This is a genomic window from uncultured Sutterella sp., assembly GCF_937923675.1.
Taxonomy (GTDB): domain Bacteria; phylum Pseudomonadota; class Gammaproteobacteria; order Burkholderiales; family Burkholderiaceae_F; genus Sutterella.
This window is the reverse complement of the sequence record NZ_CALDXB010000029.1, coordinates 132,407-146,424: the sequence shown is the minus strand read 5'-3', so window position 1 is coordinate 146,424 and position 14,018 is coordinate 132,407. Positions and strand designations below refer to the sequence as shown.

General features: G+C 59.3%; 14 protein-coding genes and 3 tRNA genes. 6 read left to right on the top strand and 11 right to left on the bottom strand.

What is annotated here, in order from left to right:
* Positions 1-124 precede the first annotated feature (124 nt).
* Positions 125-1,630, bottom strand: coding sequence for a M48 family metalloprotease (locus tag Q0106_RS03605; RefSeq protein WP_297608916.1), 1,506 nt, complete (start codon positions 1,628-1,630; stop codon positions 125-127).
* Positions 1,631-1,821: 191 nt separating this feature from the next.
* Here Q0106_RS03605 and moaC point away from each other — a divergent pair, with 191 nt between their 5' ends.
* Positions 1,822-2,307 (top strand): cyclic pyranopterin monophosphate synthase MoaC, encoded by a 486-nt coding sequence (gene moaC, locus Q0106_RS03600; protein ID WP_297608914.1) that lies wholly within the window; start codon positions 1,822-1,824, stop codon positions 2,305-2,307.
* A gap of 9 nt (positions 2,308-2,316) precedes the next feature.
* Here the strand turns inward: moaC and Q0106_RS03595 are convergent, their stop codons facing one another.
* Positions 2,317-3,036, bottom strand: a complete 720-nt coding sequence (locus tag Q0106_RS03595; protein ID WP_297608911.1) for a response regulator transcription factor — start codon at positions 3,034-3,036, stop codon at positions 2,317-2,319.
* Positions 3,037-3,270: 234 nt separating this feature from the next.
* Positions 3,271-4,170: a universal stress protein gene (locus Q0106_RS03590; RefSeq protein ID WP_297608909.1), complete on the bottom strand. Its 900-nt coding sequence runs from the start codon at positions 4,168-4,170 to the stop codon at positions 3,271-3,273.
* 472 nt (positions 4,171-4,642) lie between these two features.
* On the opposite strand from Q0106_RS03590, the gene Q0106_RS03585 reads away from it, so the two are divergent.
* The 4 genes from Q0106_RS03585 to ettA all read left to right on the top strand — a co-directional run bounded on the left by Q0106_RS03585 (position 4,643) and on the right by ettA (position 8,155).
* Positions 4,643-5,077, top strand: a complete 435-nt coding sequence (locus Q0106_RS03585; RefSeq protein WP_139688134.1) for a universal stress protein — start codon at positions 4,643-4,645, stop codon at positions 5,075-5,077.
* A 72-nt stretch (positions 5,078-5,149) separates the two neighbouring features.
* Positions 5,150-5,554 (top strand): hypothetical protein, encoded by a 405-nt coding sequence (locus tag Q0106_RS03580; protein WP_152158003.1) that lies wholly within the window; start codon positions 5,150-5,152, stop codon positions 5,552-5,554.
* 110 nt (positions 5,555-5,664) lie between these two features.
* Positions 5,665-6,351 carry a hypothetical protein gene (locus Q0106_RS03575; protein WP_297608907.1) on the top strand — a complete coding sequence of 229 codons (687 nt, stop codon included), beginning with the start codon at positions 5,665-5,667 and terminating at the stop codon, positions 6,349-6,351.
* A gap of 139 nt (positions 6,352-6,490) precedes the next feature.
* Positions 6,491-8,155, top strand: coding sequence for an energy-dependent translational throttle protein EttA (gene ettA / locus Q0106_RS03570; protein ID WP_297608905.1), 1,665 nt, complete (start codon positions 6,491-6,493; stop codon positions 8,153-8,155).
* Between the two features lie 98 nt (positions 8,156-8,253).
* Here ettA and Q0106_RS03565 read toward each other — a convergent pair whose 3' ends face one another.
* Positions 8,254-8,958, bottom strand: coding sequence for a UPF0149 family protein (locus Q0106_RS03565; RefSeq protein ID WP_297608903.1), 705 nt, complete (start codon positions 8,956-8,958; stop codon positions 8,254-8,256).
* 203 nt (positions 8,959-9,161) lie between these two features.
* Between Q0106_RS03565 and Q0106_RS03560 the strand changes: the two genes are divergently transcribed.
* Positions 9,162-10,001, top strand: coding sequence for an undecaprenyl-diphosphate phosphatase (locus Q0106_RS03560; RefSeq protein WP_297608900.1), 840 nt, complete (start codon positions 9,162-9,164; stop codon positions 9,999-10,001).
* Positions 10,002-10,057: 56 nt separating this feature from the next.
* Here the strand turns inward: Q0106_RS03560 and trmB are convergent, their stop codons facing one another.
* The 7 genes from trmB to Q0106_RS03525 all read right to left on the bottom strand — a co-directional run bounded on the left by trmB (position 10,058) and on the right by Q0106_RS03525 (position 13,978).
* Positions 10,058-10,777: a tRNA (guanosine(46)-N7)-methyltransferase TrmB gene (trmB, locus tag Q0106_RS03555; RefSeq protein WP_297608897.1), complete on the bottom strand. Its 720-nt coding sequence runs from the start codon at positions 10,775-10,777 to the stop codon at positions 10,058-10,060.
* Between the two features lie 100 nt (positions 10,778-10,877).
* Positions 10,878-11,618: a Fic family protein gene (locus tag Q0106_RS03550; protein ID WP_297608894.1), complete on the bottom strand. Its 741-nt coding sequence runs from the start codon at positions 11,616-11,618 to the stop codon at positions 10,878-10,880.
* Between the two features lie 163 nt (positions 11,619-11,781).
* Complete coding sequence (locus Q0106_RS03545; RefSeq protein ID WP_297608891.1) at positions 11,782-12,435, bottom strand: methionine ABC transporter permease; 654 nt, start codon at positions 12,433-12,435, stop codon at positions 11,782-11,784.
* Positions 12,428-13,471 carry a methionine ABC transporter ATP-binding protein gene (locus Q0106_RS03540; protein ID WP_297608888.1) on the bottom strand — a complete coding sequence of 348 codons (1,044 nt, stop codon included), beginning with the start codon at positions 13,469-13,471 and terminating at the stop codon, positions 12,428-12,430. Before Q0106_RS03540 ends, Q0106_RS03545 begins: the two co-directional genes overlap by 8 nt.
* Positions 13,472-13,680: 209 nt before the next feature.
* Positions 13,681-13,756, bottom strand: a tRNA-Lys gene (locus Q0106_RS03535).
* Positions 13,757-13,802: 46 nt separating this feature from the next.
* Positions 13,803-13,878: transfer RNA gene (locus tag Q0106_RS03530), tRNA-Lys, on the bottom strand.
* A 24-nt stretch (positions 13,879-13,902) separates the two neighbouring features.
* A tRNA-Lys gene (locus Q0106_RS03525) sits at positions 13,903-13,978 on the bottom strand.
* Positions 13,979-14,018: the final 40 nt, after the last annotated feature.

The following is a 14,018-nucleotide window of genomic DNA, read 5'->3' as shown; positions in this document are numbered from 1 at the left end:
CCTGAAAAGAGGCGCGCCGCGTCGCAAAAATAAAAGGGGGCAAAAAGTTGGGCTATTTTCGCACACTGCCGCGGGCGAAAGAATCGTCCGGAAAGACGACTTTTGCGCCGCTTCAGGTGCGCCGTCACCGTTCGGCAGCCTTCTTTTCGTCGTCGTACTGCCGGCGCAGATCCCTGAGGCGCGCATCAATCTCGCTCATGGTGTAGAAGTCGCCGTCGTTGGCCTTCTGCGCGAGCGAATACTGATAAACCGCGGCTTCCGTGGCGCCGAGCTGCGCGTACATCTCTCCTGTATGCATGTATTGGAGGCTCTTTTTCCCGAGCGCTTCATAGGAGCGCGCAAGAAGCGCGTGGTAGTCGCTCGAGGTGTCGGAGAGCGCTGTGCCGTTTCTCAGGAAGTTGATGAGCTCCTGGTGGCGGCCGAGCGCATAAAGCAGGTCGACATAGTTTTCCGCCATCATCGCGGAGAGCGGATAGCGCGAGAGCGCCGCCTTGGCGGCCGCCAGGGCGTCGAGCTTCGCCTTCTGGGTTTTTGCGGCGTCAAAGGCTGTGCGCGTGAGGTTTCTTTCGAGAATGGCCGAGCGGATGCCGCACTTCATGGAATCCTGGGCTGCGCGGTAGGCGGCGTCGGTATTCTTCAGCATCCCTTCGGCTACGGAAATGCCGTAGGAGAGCGTGCAGGCGCGGTTGCCGGAAGCGGCGGCAAGATCCCGGGTGAATTCCCTCTTCACCTTGTTCCAGCCGTCCCAGCTCGTCTCCTGGAGGACCCGGGCGCGGACCTGAATGAGGCCGAAGTCGGGGGAGTCCTGGTGCCGCTGGACGGGGAGCTGCCGCGTGCGGTTTTCCATGTCCGCCATGCGTTCCGCCGTGAGCGGGTGGGTTGAAAGGTAGGCAGGCGCCGCAGAACGGTAGAAGCGGTTGCTCGCCTGGAGGCGCGAGAAGAAGTCCTCCATTCCGTGCGGGTCGAAGCCGGCGGCGTAGAGCGTGGCGATCCCCATGCGGTCGGCTTCGCGTTCGGCGTTCTGCGAATAATTGAGCTGCGACTGGATCATGGCTGCCTGAGAGCCCATGGCAATCGCCGCGGCGGCGTGGCCGCCCGAACTTCCGCCGGCGCGAGCGGCGAGGATCGCGAGCAGAATGGAGCCGAGCGTGAGCGCGAGGTTTCCGCTCTGGCCTTCAATCATCCGGGCAATGTGGCGCTGCGCGACGTGGCTGACTTCGTGCGCCATGACGCCCGCGAGCTCGCTTTCGCTCTGTGCGGCGATGATGGTGCCGGTATGGACGGCAATGTAGCCGCCCGGGAGCGCGAAGGCGTTGAGCGTGTCGTCGCGGATGGGAAAGAAAAAGAAGTTGTAGGTGCTCGAGCGCGCATGGCTCACGAGCTGGTAGCCGAGGCGTCCGAGATAATCCATGATTTCCGGGTCGGCAAGATAGGTCGGATCCGCCCGCACCTGCGCCATGAGCTGCGTGCCGAGACGGTATTCGTCCTGAGGGGAAAGCCCCGCATCGGCGGTGGAGCCGAGCGACGGAAGATTCAGGTCGAGCGCGCTCGCGGCAGAGGCAGAAACAGGGACTGCCGCTGTAATGAGGCTCGATGCAATGGCAATGACGGACTTCAGGAATCGGGACATTGGGATCCGGTCTTCAATGAGCGCGTTTGGGTGCTAATCTCGCCACGGGCAGCGCACATCCGGCTGCCGGGGCTTCTTTCACAGATTCCAAGCATTATGGCCCGGAGGGGACCGATGCTTAAGTGAGAAAAGCATTAGAGAAGTGTCGAAAAATTGCCTGAAAGAATCAAGGCTCTCATCAGGAGAAGGATATGAACGGACTCACGCACTTCGACGCCAAGGGCGACGCGCACATGGTTGATGTCGGCGCCAAGGCGGAAACGAAGCGCATTGCCCGCGCCCGCGGCGAAATCTGCATGGCGCCCGCAACGTTTGCGCTCGTTGAGGCGGGAACGGCCAAGAAAGGCGACGTCATCGGCGTTGCGCGAATTGCGGCCATCATGGCTTCAAAGAAGACGGCGGAAATTATTCCCCTCTGTCATCCGATTGCGCTCACGCGCGTTGCGGTTGATTTTGAGCTCGATCAGGAGCATTCGCGCGTCATTTGCTATGCGCAGTGCGAGTGCTGCGGCAAGACCGGCGTCGAAATGGAGGCGCTCACGGCCGTGCAGGCGGGCCTTCTCACGGTCTACGACATGCTCAAAGCCGTAGACCGCGGAATGGTGATGAAGGATATCTGCCTTCTGGAAAAAGCGGGCGGAAAGTCCGGCCACTGGCTTCGCGAAGGCGAAGTCTGAGGAACAAAGTCAGCTCCCGATGCGGTCTGAGAGGAGCCCCATGCAGGAGGCTTCATAGACCGCTTCGCCTCTCGAATGCACCTGTAGCTTCCGGTAAATCTTCTTGATGTGCGCCGTCACCGTGTGGTGGGAAATCGAGAGGATGTCGGCGATTTCCGAGAACGAAATGCCCTTCGCGAGGAGCGTGAGGATTTCGGTTTCGCGCTGCGAGAGAAGAAGGTTCTCCGGCGCCTCGTGCTTCTGCGGCTGCTGGGGCTGAGGCGCAAAAGTGCGCGAATGAATGGCGCGCAGCACGCTTCTTGCCACCGTGGGGGACACCGGGGAGCCGCCGCCCTTCAGAAGCCTCACGCTCGTCACGAGGTCTTCCTGGTCGCCCTTGAGGATGTAGCCGGTGGCGCCGGCCAGGATGGCGCGGATCACGAACGGATCCTGAGAGAAGGCGGTGTAGATGAGGATGTCGAGATCGTCGCGCAGGTGCTTGATGCGCGTAAGCACCGGAGCCATGTCGTCAGATCCGAGCATGACGTCCGTGATCAGCACGTCAAGCTTCGCGTCGCAGCGCATGGCGGCTTCGAGTTCTGCCGCACTCGTGGCGCTGCCGGCAACTTTCATATCAAGCGCGCGGGTGAGACGCTGGGCGATGCGGTCGCACTCCGCCTGGTTCTCGGCGGCAATGAAGACGCGCAGAGGTTCGCGGACGGCGGACCCCTTCCTGAGTGATTCTGTCATCGTAAAAGTGGAAAAAAGACTCTGGAACGACCGAACGACGGCGTGAGCGCCGGGTCGTCCGGGCCTGCCGCCCTGCGTCAGGCGGGGGCGATCTTATCACGGGATCCCGGATATGCGTGATGGCTTCGCCATTTCCAGAGCATGAAAAAGCCCGCCGCTCCGGAATGGAGCCGACGGGCTTTCATCAGTGCGGCTGAGGCGCCGCACTCCGCTCACTGATGAGCTGATGCCGCATCAGGGCTGGCGGATGACGAGAAGCGGCACGTTGCCCGTTGCCGCAATGCGCGTGGCGGTCGAGCCCATGATGGCGCTCTTGAAGCGGCCGTAGCCGTGCGAGCCCATAACGATGAGGTCGAGCCGGCGCTTGCGGGCAAAGGCCGAGATTTCGTCGCCAGGGTTGCCGACGAGGCAGACTTCCTTCGCTTTGATGGCAGCCTTGGCGAGGAGCGGACGGAGCGGCTCAACCGCTTCGTTGAATTCCTCGCGCTGCAGATCGAGCACTTCCTCTTCAGAAAGCGCCGGAAGCGCCATGCCGGCCATGTCGGGCATGACGGCGCCGGCGTAGTCGCTCACAACGTTGATCAGGAAGAAGGTGGCGCCGGTGCCGAAGAGCGAAATGTGCTTGAGGGCGTAGCGTACGGCTGCGCGGCCGTACTTCGAGCCGTCGACCGCGATGCCGACGCGAAGCGCATCGTCTTCAGTGGTGGCTTTGCCGCGGATCACGAGCAGCGGGCACTTCGTCTGAGCAAGGACGCCGTTTGAGACCGAACCGAAGAAGAGCCCCTTGATGGCGCTCTGGCCGCGGGAGCCCATGACGATCAGGTCGGCGCTCGTCTTTTCCGCCGCCTTTGCAATCGACGGGGCAGGTTCGCCCACGACGAAGGATTCAACGGCCTTGAAGCCTACTTTCTGCAGGATCTTGCGGGCGGGTTCAAATACCTTTTCCGCTTCATCCTCGTAGTAGCGCTGGATGGCGTCCTGGCCGACGAGGCGGCAGGCGCGTGCCGGGAGCGGAAGCTGAATGTTGAGAAGCTCAATATCAGGATTGCTTCCGAGAAGCGTCTGGCGCGATGCGATGAACGAGACAGCGTTGAGGGAGTTGGTGCTGCCGTCAACCGGTACGAGAATGCGCATGAAGTGTCTCCTTATGACGGAGGGAGAAGATGCGCCTGATGAAAGAGACTTTCCGCTGGTCCGGGGAAGATCCTTTTCGGGGCGACTCCCTCTCTTTATCTGGATGAGGCTACGTTACCACGGCGGGCAGGGAGTGCGAGAGCAGAGCGAGGCAAAATTGATTCAAAATCTCCCTAAAGTTTGTCCGAAGGCAATGATATGCAAATTCAAGGTGCGTCCGTGTGAAAAATAAAAATGCATATTGATCATTGCATTGAATTTGTGCACGACTTTTTATTCTGCAGCGTATAGGCGTAATTGCTTAGTTTAAAAAGAAGAGAAAGCGCTGCGGCCGGAGTCGAACGGTCAAAAATTGCTTCAGCACGCCGTCAAGGGCGAACGCACATCACTGCCGCGCCCTAAAATGTAAGTTATGGCGCATTGAGCAGAAGATGCGTCCTGGAACGCTTTGACTACAAAAGGAAGAATCAGCATGTACAAGCGCATTCTTGTGCCGACGGACGGATCGGAACGTTCCGTGAAGGCGGTTGAGGGCGCGGCCCGCTTTGCCAAGCCCCTTGGCGCAACGCTCGTCATCATGACGGTGATCGAGCCCTATTCCTATACGAACCTTGCGGAATATCGCCCTGAGTCGATCGAGCAGTATGACGAGCGCGTATCTGCTGAGGCTGAGGAGCGTCTCGCAGAGGCCAAGCGCGTGGCGGATGCCGTTGGCGTGGAAAATAAGACCGTGATGGTGAAGAGCTTCTCGCCCTCGGAAGCGATCATCGAGCAGGCCGAAAAGAACGGCTGCGACATCATCTTCATGGCGAGCCACGGGCGCAAGGGCATTGCTGCTGTGCTTTTGGGATCGGAAACCCAGAAGGTGCTCACGCATTCCCGCTTCCCGGTGATGGTTTATCGCTAAGATTAAGAATTCCGGCTGCCTCACAGGGGCGGCCACCGAAATTTTTGATTCGACTACTTTGTGGGAGCTGCAATGGCTGAAGATACTCAGGCCGGAACGGACGAACTCGACGCTCAGATGGATCCGAAGAGCCTTGTGCGCGAGGAAATTATTTCTGATCGCCGCGTGGGATCGCTGCGCGTGCTGACGCCGATTCTTGTCGACGGCACGCGCGACGAGAGCCGCGACATCGTCTTCCTGGGCGAGGCGCAGATCATGACCCAGGTGGGCCCGATTCCCATCAACTTCGAGATCCCGGCAAAGACCCTTGCCGAAGCGGTTGCGGGCTACGGCGCCGCTGCTCAGAAGGGTCTTCAGGATACGGTTGAGCGCCTTCGCGAAATGCGCCGCGAAGCCGCCAATCAGATCGTGACTCCGGGCATGCCCGGCTTCCAGGCTCCTCCGGCTGCCGGCTCGAGCGGTCTGGTGATGCCCTGAGCAACGGATCAACACTCAGGAATTCAGGGCAATCAATAGATTGCCCTTGAAGCAGAGCGTTCCTGCCTTGATACAGGGACGCTCTTTGCTTCAAGGAAGCAGCAGCAGGGATGTGTAAGGACCAAGCGCCGCAGGCCGCAAGCAGCAACATCAGCATTTCAATCGCTCAGATTGAGGAGGCCCCGTCGCGTCTTCTGCGCGAGGGACGCTGCGCAAACGCCCGGGTGACGGAAGTTGAGATTGACGGGTGCAAATGGGTGGTGAAGGATTTTTCCTGCCGCTCATGGTTCGTGAGGAAGCTGATAGCCCCCATTCTGATATCGCGCGAAATCGTTTCCATCAGAAGGCTGAAGGGCATCAGCGGGATTGCACAGCATGTAGTACGCGTTGGACCGAGCATGCTGGCGATTGAATACATTGAGGGTCGGTCGCTTGATAAAGTCGCGCCCGCGAGCGTTACGCCCGAGTTTCTTGAAAAGCTAGAGGCGCTTATCCGCAGGGTGCATGACCGCGGCGTCGTGCATCTCGATCTGCGGGGCGGCGGCAACATCATCATGCGTCTCGACGGCACGCCCGGGCTGATCGATTTCCAGTCCGGCCTGGTGACCACGCATCTTCCCCGCGTGATCGTGAAGGAGCTCGAAGCCATGGACATGTCGGGCGCCTACAAGAAGTGGAAGCGCTATCAGCCCGAAGCCATGGGGGAATATCGCCGCGAGGAGCTCGCACGCGTGAACCGGCTTCGCCGCTTCTGGATTCTTCACGGCTACTGCGGCCGCAGAAAACTCAGAAAATAAGGGAAAATTCCCTAAATTATCAGAGCGATAAAATTTTGGATACGGTATTATCCGTAGCCGTCTTCAGTGCTTCCCGGGTTTCACCTTCAGGGCCCGGGAGCCGACAGAAGCTTTTTTCGCCGAATTCTTGCAGGAACACATGGCACAGTACGTTTTCACGATGAACCGCGTCGGGAAGATCGTTCCCCCGAAGCGTCAGATTCTCAAGGACATTTCTCTTTCCTTCTTCCCCGGCGCCAAGATCGGCGTGCTCGGTCTCAACGGCGCGGGCAAATCAACGCTCCTCAAGATCATGGCGGGCGTGGACAAGGATCATGAAGGCGAAGCGATTCCGATGCCCGGGATCAAGATGGGCTACCTGCCGCAGGAACCGAAGCTCGATCCCGAACAGACCGTTCGTGAAGCGGTAGAGGAAGGCATGGGCGAAGTCATGCAGGCGCAGGCGAAGCTCGATGCCGTCTATGCGGCTTATGCCGAACCGGATGCGGATTTCGATGCGCTCGCTGCGGAACAGGCCCGCCTTGAAGCGATCATTGCCGCGGCCGGCACCGACGCCTCAACGCAGATGGAAATCGCCGCCGATGCGCTGCGCCTTCCGCCCTGGGACGCCAAGATCGGCGTGCTCTCGGGCGGGGAAAAGCGCCGGGTGGCGCTCTGCCGCCTGCTCCTTTCGCGTCCGGACATGCTCCTTCTTGACGAACCGACGAACCACCTTGACGCGGAGTCGGTCGAATGGATCGAGCAGTTCCTGCACCGCTTCCCCGGCACGGTCGTTGCGGTGACGCATGACCGCTACTTCCTCGACAATGCCGCCGAGTGGATTCTCGAACTTGACCGCGGCGAAGGCATTCCCTGGAAGGGCAACTACTCCTCCTGGCTCGACCAGAAGGAGCGCCGCCTTGAGATCGAAAAGCGTCAGGAAGACGCGCGCATGAAGGCAATCAAGCACGAGCTTGAATGGGTTCGTCAGAATCCGAAGGGCCGTCAGGCGAAATCGAAGGCCCGACTCTCGCGCTTTGAGGAGCTCTCTTCGGTTGAGTACCAGCAGCGTAATGAAACCAACGAGATCTTCATCCCGGTTGCTGAACGCCTCGGCAACAACGTGATCGAATTCAGCCACGTCTCGAAGGGATTCGGCGACAGGCTCCTGATCGACGATCTCTCCTTCGTCATTCCGCCCGGCGCCATCGTGGGCGTCATCGGCCCGAACGGCGCCGGCAAATCGACGCTCTTCAAGATGATTGAAGGCCGCGAGAAGCCGGATTCAGGCGAAATCAAGATCGGACCGACGGTGAAGCTCGCTGCGGTGGATCAGATGCGCGATTCGCTCCCCAACGACAAGACGGCCTTTGAAGCCGTTTCGGGCGGACAGGACATTCTCCAGGTCGGCAAGTTCTCGATGCAGAGCCGTGCCTACCTCGGGCGCTTCAACTTCAAGGGCGCCGATCAGCAGAAGCTCGTCGGGAATCTCTCTGGCGGCGAGCGCGGCCGTCTTCACCTCGCGAAGACCCTCCTCGCGGGCGGGAACGTTCTGCTTCTTGACGAACCCTCGAACGACCTTGACGTCGAGACCCTGCGTGCGCTCGAAGAGGCGCTTCTCGAGTTCGCCGGCTGCGCGCTCGTGACGTCGCATGACCGCTGGTTCCTCGACCGCATCGCGACGCATATTCTTGCTTTCGAAGGCGACTCCAAGGTGGTCTTCTTTAACGGCAACTACAACGAGTACGAAGCCGACAAGCGCCGCCGCTTGGGCGAAGAAGGCGCAAAGCCGAAGCGCCTGCGCTTCAAGCCTCTGAAGCATTGATGCATCGCTCATGCCTTTAACGGCATGAAAAAAGCCTGTTTCCCTGATTTTCCGGGGAAGCAGGCTTTGTTTTTTAGAAATGCCAGTCAGCGCGCTCTTCAGGCTTTTTTGCCGCAGCACTGCTTGAATTTCTTTCCGCTCCCGCAGGGGCACGGGTCGTTTCTGCCGACGCGGGGCGCCTCGCGGCGGATGGGTTCATTGGGAACATTGAGATCCTTGAGATGGAAGACGCTTTCGACCATCTGGTAGAGCGCTTCGCCCAAATCCTTCGCCGGCGGGCATTGGTTTCTCGCGGCCTGCCAGACTGCTTTCGCATCAGCCTCGAGCTCGTCGTCTTCCGTTGCCATGCGGGCGGCGATCGGGATCAGGGCCTTCTGCGTCGCCGCAGCGTCCGTTGTCTCGTCGGGCCACTGCGTTGCGCCCATCATGAAGCCCGCGGCCCAGGGGACAACCGCTTCGATGCCTTCTTCATTCGTGATCTCCTTGCCTTCGTCATCGACGAGCGGGAAGATCACCGGATCAAGGCCGCCGCCGGCATTGAGGGCGGCTTTGATTTCGCGCATGCGCAGGCGGATGAGTTCGAGAAGGCGCTCGTCGTCGGGGAGCGCTTCCGGATCCCCCGATGCGCTGAAGATGAAGGGGAGCACATCTTCGTCGGAGGGTTTTAAGGGATTGAGCGCCGTGGCGGTAAGGTAGCCGTCGAGCACGCCCGCGTCCATCGCCTCCTCACTCTTGAGCGCTTCGATGCGGTTCTGCATTTCTTCAATTTCAGCGCTGTCAATGAGCTTGGTGTCTTCAGCCATGAATGTCTCCTTCGGGGATATGTACGGATGCCGGGGACGCAGGGACGATTGCGCCTCCGGCTGGTTCGAGATCATAGCGCAGAGCATCCGCACGGCTCTTTGGTTTCCGGCTGTTTCGGAGCCGCTCTACTCGCCGCGCAGGGCGGCTTCTCTCGCGGATAATGTCGGACTCTCTTCAACCTCAGATTCAGAGTTTTTAACAAGTGGACTGGCTTTATTCACTTCAGGCTGCCGTGCTCGGCATCGTCGAAGGCCTTACGGAATTCCTGCCGATCAGCTCAACGGGTCACCTCATCATTGCGAGCGACATTGTCGGATTCGCTGAAACCCCGGGCGCCGACGAATTCGTCGTCGCCATTCAGTCGGGTGCCATTCTCGCGGTTTGCTGGTACTACCGGGCGAGGATTCTTTCGATCCTCAGGGGACTGTTCTCGAATCGAAAGGAGCAGAGGCTTGCGGTCAACACGATCGTGGCCTTCCTTCCGGCCGCGGTGATCGGCGTGCTTGTGGCCGGCGTCATCAAGGCCTATCTCTTTAATCCCCTGACGGTTGCCGTTGCGCTTATCCTGGGCGGCTTCATCATTCTCTGGATTGAGGGGAGGCAGGCCCGGCTCGGCACCCAGCCGCGAGTCGCCACGATGGACGACATGACCTGGAAGGATGCGCTTCTCGTGGGGTTCATGCAGTGTCTCGCCATGATCCCGGGTACAAGCCGCTCGGGCGCCACCATTATCGGCGGCATGGTGCTGGGGCTTTCCCGCCGGGCGGCAACGGAATTTTCCTTCTTCCTCGCCATTCCGACGATTTTCGGCGCTACGGTCTACGACCTCTGGAAGGCGAGGAACGACCTGGTGCTCGACAATCTTCCCGGACTCGCCATCGGCACCGCCGTCTCATTCGTGAGCGCCCTGCTGGTGGTCCACTGGCTTCTGCGGTTTGTGGCGGGGCACGATTTCCGTGGATTCGGCTGGTACCGCATCATTTTCGGCATTGTGATTCTCGCCGCAACCACTATGGGTTGGATTGAATGGCGGGCGGTCTGAGCCTCTAATGAAAAAGGCGCCTTAAGCAGGCGCCTTTTTCAAAGGAAGGTCAGGGATTATCGGCGAATGAAGACGAGATCCCAGATGCCGTGGCCGAGCCTTTCACCGCGGGCCTGGAACTTCGTCTGCGGACGTTCGCAGAGGGGATTCGCCATGACGGGGCTGAAGCCGTCATAGAGATTTCTGAGCTGCGGTTCCGCTGAGAGGACTTCCATCATCTGCTCGGAATAGTTTTCCCAGTCGGTAGCGCAGTGGATGTAGCCGCCCGGAGCAATGCGGGAAACGAGCATGCCGATGAAGGGCTGGGCAACGAGGCGGCGCTTGTGGTGGCGCGCCTTGCGCCACGGATCGGGGAAGTAGATGTGCACGCCCGCGAGGAAGTTTTCCGGGATCATGTCGCGCACGACCTCAACGGCATCGTGACGCACGATGCGCACATTGGTGAGCGTCATTTCATCGAGGCGCTTTGCGAGCGCGCCCACGCCGGCGGCGAAGACTTCGCAGCCGAGGAAGTTGATTTCCGGGTGCGCGGCAGCGATTGCGCAGGTTGTTTCGCCCATGCCGCAGCCGATCTCAAGCACAACAGGGGCTTCACGGCCGAATGCGGCATTGAAGTCGAGGAGCTTCGGCTCATACTCGACGGCGTAGCGCGGAAGCGCTTCCTCGAGAGCGCGCTTCTGCGCGTTCGAGATGTGCCCTCTGCGCATGACGAAGCTGCGGATGTGGCGCTGCTTGAGCTCCTCGAGTTCTTCGGGCGTAAGTTCCTTCTTTTCCATGGTCTTTCTGAGGACGGTTGGGCAAAAATTGAGCTCGCGATTATCCCGCGCCTGAGGCGAAAACGTCAACGCCCGGGGCGGAGTTCTCGAAGAATGGGCGTTATCCGTACATTTGCCCGGCGAGAGAACTGAGGAATTCCATCATCCCGGAAGCGTTTCCGGTTTCATAAAAGACGGCAAGTTTTGCATAAAAGACTTCGCTGTCTTTTTTAAGGATCGTCACAGGATAGAACCCATTCGAGAGAAGAATCCCGTTCATCATGAGGACCGACGTGCGTTTGTTGGCGTCAAAGAAAAGCTGCGATCGGGACATGAAGAGAAATGCCGCAAAAGCGCGTTCAATAGGATTGGTTATCTGGCTGCGAAGAAAACGGAAGCCCGTTTCTGCGATTTTCGGCAAAAGCTCGGCGTCTGGCGGGAGATACGCCGATCCCTGAATGGAAACCTTCGAATAGCGCAGGACTCCCCAGTCGAGAGCCTCGTCCTTTCCAACATATTTGTGAAGCGCGCAGGCAGTCTCAACGTCCAGATTGAATGCGCCGCTGCGAACCATTTCGATCAGTTTTTTAGCGCCGTCAGCAAAGTTTTTGACCTGCATGAGATCATCAATACTGATGCCTCCAACGGATTGACCTGCAAGGATTGTGGAGGTCTGCGGAAGCGTTGCAGGGTTTTGCTCAAGCGTTGAGAGACTATTCCAGGTGATGGCCGCAAGGTTGGAGTGAAAAATTCTGGTGGCTTTAATCGGGTCTCCGATACAGGGCAGTGCAGACGTTTTAAATGTTTGCCAGAACATGCCGTTGAGCGCGTTCCGCTTCGCAGTATCCGACAAATCGGCCATGACAATCGTCTCGCTGATGAGTTTGAAAACTGAAGGAAAGTGTATAGAAGACAGAATGCATCGAAGATGAACTTGCGCGGCAAAAAAGAAAGCCGCCAATGGTTCCGGCAGCTTGTGCCGGGACCAAGTGGCGGCTTCTATGAAGCGGCGTGATCTTCCGAGCTTACTTGTGGGAGAGCCTGCGCACGAGGTAGTCGCCGAGCGACTGGAGGCCCTGAACCAGCACGATGAGGACGAAGACGACAGGCCACATCACTTCAGGCATGAAGCGCTGGTAGCCGTAGCGGATGCCGAGGTCGCCGAGGCCGCCGCCGCCCACCACGCCCGCCATGGCGGAGAAGCCGATCAGGCTCACCGTGGCAATGGTGAGGCCGGCGAGAATGCCGGGAAGCGCTTCAGGAAGGAGCACCTTGCAGACGATCTGCGCATTCGAGGCGCCCATGGCCTGGGCAGCTTCCACGAGACCCTTGTCGACTTCGCGCAGGCTCGTTTCCACAATGCGGGCAATGAAGGGCGCTACCGCAATGGTGAGCGGAACAATGGCTGCCGCCGTACCGATGGAGGATCCCACCACGAGACGCGTAAAGGGAATGATCGCGACGAGGAGGATGATGAACGGAATCGAGCGCAGCGCATTGATGACGATGGCGAGGCAGAAGTGGAACTTCGGCATCGGCATGAAGGACTTCTTGTCGGTGACGAAGAGCAGAATGCCGAGCGGGATGCCGAGCGCAGAGCCAATGCCTCCCGAGACGAGCACCATGATGATGGTCTCGAGGAAGGAGGACGAGATCATGCTGACGAGCGTATTAGACATTCTGGATCTCCTCGACGAGAACGCCGCGGTCGCGGATGAATTCCACGGCTTTTCGATAGGTTTCGCCCGGGGCTACGACAAGGAGCGTGAGCGTGCCGAGCGTGCGGCCCTGAAGGTCGTCGACCGTGCCCCTCAGGATGTTGAAGTTGATGCCGAATTCACGCGAAGCGAGCGAAATGACGGGTTCCGTAACCTCGCCGCCGATGAAGGAAAGATGGAGCAGGTGCACGTTGTCGCGGCCGTTGAGGGCGCGCGAGGCATTCACCGTATCGACGATCGACTGCGGCAGATCGCGGGCCATCACCTGGCCGATGAGCGCGCGCGTCGTTTCGGACTGCGGACGCGCAAAGATGTCGATCACGTCGCCTTCCTCAACGATCTGGCCTTTGTTCATCACGACGACGCGGCCGCAGATCTGCTTCACGACGTTCATTTCATGCGTGATCATGACGATCGTGACGCCGAGTTCCTGGTTGATGCGCTTCAGGAGCTCCAGGGTGGCGACGGTGGTTTCGGGGTCAAGCGCGGATGTGGCTTCGTCCGAAAGCAGCACTTTCGGGTCGTTCGCGAGCGCGCGGGCGATGCCGACGCGCTGCTTCTGGCCGCCCGAGAGCTGGGACGGATACTTGTTCGCATGCTCGTCAAGACCCACGAGGTGGATGAGCGGAGTGATCTTCTCGCGGATCTTGTCCTTCGGCGTTCCCGTGAGTTCGAGCGGAAGCGCGATGTTGTCGTAGACCGTGCGCGAGGAAAGCAGATTGAAGTGCTGAAAGATCATGCCGATGGAGCGGCGGACCTTGCGCAGATCGTCGTCGGGAAGCTTCGTGAGGTCCTGGCCGTCGACGATGACGCTGCCGCTCGTCGGGCGGTTGAGCAGGTTGATGCAGCGTACGAGCGTGCTCTTGCCTGCGCCCGAGCGACCGATGATGCCGAAGATTTCTCCGGATCGGATGTGTATGGAGACATCCTTGAGCGCATCAAACGCCGTTCCGTCAGGACTGACGTAAGTCTGCGTAATGTGTTCGAGCTTGATCATGGGATGAGGTCAAAAGAGGATTGCGGCGGAAGCGCGCTCGTTTTTGAGTGAAGTGCTTCCGGGAAAAGCGGATTTGATGCAGTCTACAGACTGAAGCGGCGGCGATGATGCCTCTGCACGACAGAATTCCGCGCAATGCTGAGGTATTACCTGACAACGCCGGAGGCAGAAAAACAAAAAGCCCGCCATTTCGGCGGGCTTTTTGAAATTGGTGGGAACGCAGGGATTCGAACCCTGGACCGACGGATTAAGAGTCCGCTGCTCTACCAACTGAGCTACGTTCCCGAAGATGACGCAGATTTTAAATTTCTGCACCAGCTTCATTGAAACCTGGTGGGAACGCAGGGATTCGAACCCTGGACCGACGGATTAAGAGTCCGCTGCTCTACCAACTGAGCTACGTTCCCAACTTAACGACTGCTGACTGTGTTTGGTGGGTCGTGCGGGATTCGAACCCACGACCAACGGATTAAAAGTCCGCTGCTCTACCAGCTGAGCTAACGACCCAAGTGACGGTCATCAGCCGCACAGGAGCATTCGTTTGAGG